1 protein-coding gene is annotated in these 1,768 nt (G+C 28.5%); it reads right to left on the bottom strand.

Going from position 1 to position 1,768, the window contains the following annotated elements; all coding sequences use genetic code 11:
* Positions 1-42 precede the first annotated feature (42 nt).
* Entirely contained in the window at positions 43-1,671 is a 1,629-nt protein-coding gene (locus EJJ37_RS19655) for an IS1182 family transposase (protein ID WP_133017116.1), read from the bottom strand.
* Between the last annotated feature and the right edge of the window lie 97 nt (positions 1,672-1,768).

The following is a 1,768-nucleotide window of genomic DNA, read 5'->3' as shown; positions in this document are numbered from 1 at the left end:
CACTTAAATAAGCCTAATGAAAAAAGGCTTTAAAAAATTAAATTATGCAGTTTTCTTTAATTCAAATAAATGCTTACCAGTTCGGTTAGCCTGTATTTTGTTATGCAATTTATTTATATTATGAGCTACAGCAAGTAGTATACTTTCTGCTAAGACATTATTTTGTCCACGGCACATAAACCTTCTAAAATTCATATCATGCTTTAATTGAGCAAAAGAACCTTCTGCTTGAATACTTCTATTCATTCTAAGTAAACAACCTTCATCGGTAATAATTCTCGTTAAATCTTCTTTTCTTTGCCTATTAAACTTTTTTGAAGTTTCAAATTTTTTAGTTCTTTCTTCTAATGGTATTTTAGAATTATTCCCTTTAATACATTTGCTCTTGTAAGTACAGTTACTACAATCCTCACATACATAAATTGTTTTTTCACTTTTATATCCAGTTTTAGATTTTACAAATTTTGTGCCTGACATTTTTAGTTTTTTACCATTTTGACATATAAATAAATCACTCTCAGCATCGTAGTCCATATTCTCTATTCTACTAATATCATTCTTGTATTTTCTTGTTTTAGATATTTCATAATTAGCAGGTTTAATAAATGCTATTTGATTATTATCTTCAATAAATGAGTAATTTTCTTCACTTTCATATCCAGCATCAGCAACTATTTTTAAATATTTAAAATTTAACTTTTCTTCCATACCTTTAAGAAATGGTATCAATGTAGTTGTGTCTGTTGGTTGATCACCAACAGTAAGCCACGTAATATATTCAGCATCAACACCATGCTGTACATTATAAGCTGGTTTAAGTTGTCCATTTTTCATAGCATCTTCTTTCATTCGCATAAATGTAGCATCAGCATCTGTTTTTGAATAACTATTTCTATTGCCGCAAGTGTATACTTTTTTATTGTATTCTTTAAATTTTAAAAGATATTCTTCAAGCTTTTCTATAGATTTTTGTAAAATAGTTTTTCTCTTACCACATCCGTGGACGAATTGTATTCCTTCTAATTTTTTTAACACATAAAGTTTTTTTCTAAGCTTCTTTACATGCTTCATTTGTACTTTATCCTTATAAATTAATTTAATGCCATAAAATTCTTCACACTCTTTTACAAGTCCGGCTATTTTAGTTAATAGTTTAGCCATATTTTTTGTAATAGCTTTCTTCCAAACAAAAGTATATTTATTAGCACAAGCTTCTATTTTAGTACCATCAATAAATATAGATTCACCTGATATTTCCCCAATTTTATAAAGAAAATTGGTTACTTCCGCTAATATTTTTTCAGAACATGGAGCAAAGTGTAAACTTCTAAACCTTGCAAATGTTGAATGATCCGGAGGCGAAGCACCCTCTAGTAGAAACATAAAATTGATATCCCTTCGACATGCAGTTTCTATATCTCTTGAAGAATAAAATCCATTCATATATCCATAAAGCATAATTTTCAGCATATTCATTGGCGGTACTTGATTTTCTCTTATTCTAAAATAAGTAGAATATAGTTCAGTTAAATCCATCTCCTCTACAAACTGACTTAGTAATCTCACCGAATCATTTTCTGGAATTATGCAATCTATATCAAAAGGAAGTTTTAATTGATAAAACTTTCGATTTAAAGTATAATTTTGTTGTAAGATTTTTTTTGTTAGCATGAAAAATATTTTACCATAAATCCTAGGCTTATAGAGTCTAGGATTTATTTTTTTAGCAAAAGGGGCTGTCGCACTAATTATTTAGTGCGACAGCCCC

Origin of the sequence: Clostridium cuniculi (assembly GCF_004353185.1) — a bacterium.
In the GTDB taxonomy this organism is placed as follows: Bacteria; Bacillota; Clostridia; order Clostridiales; family Clostridiaceae; genus Clostridium; species Clostridium cuniculi.
Note: the sequence above shows the minus strand (reverse complement) of the source record. Positions and strands in the feature narration are given on the sequence as shown.

What these genes read in the sequence shown, in the direction of transcription:
- EJJ37_RS19655 (WP_133017116.1), bottom strand. Translation starts at nt 1,671, where the DNA reads ATGCTAACAAAAAAAATCTTACAACAAAATTATACTTTAAATCGAAAG.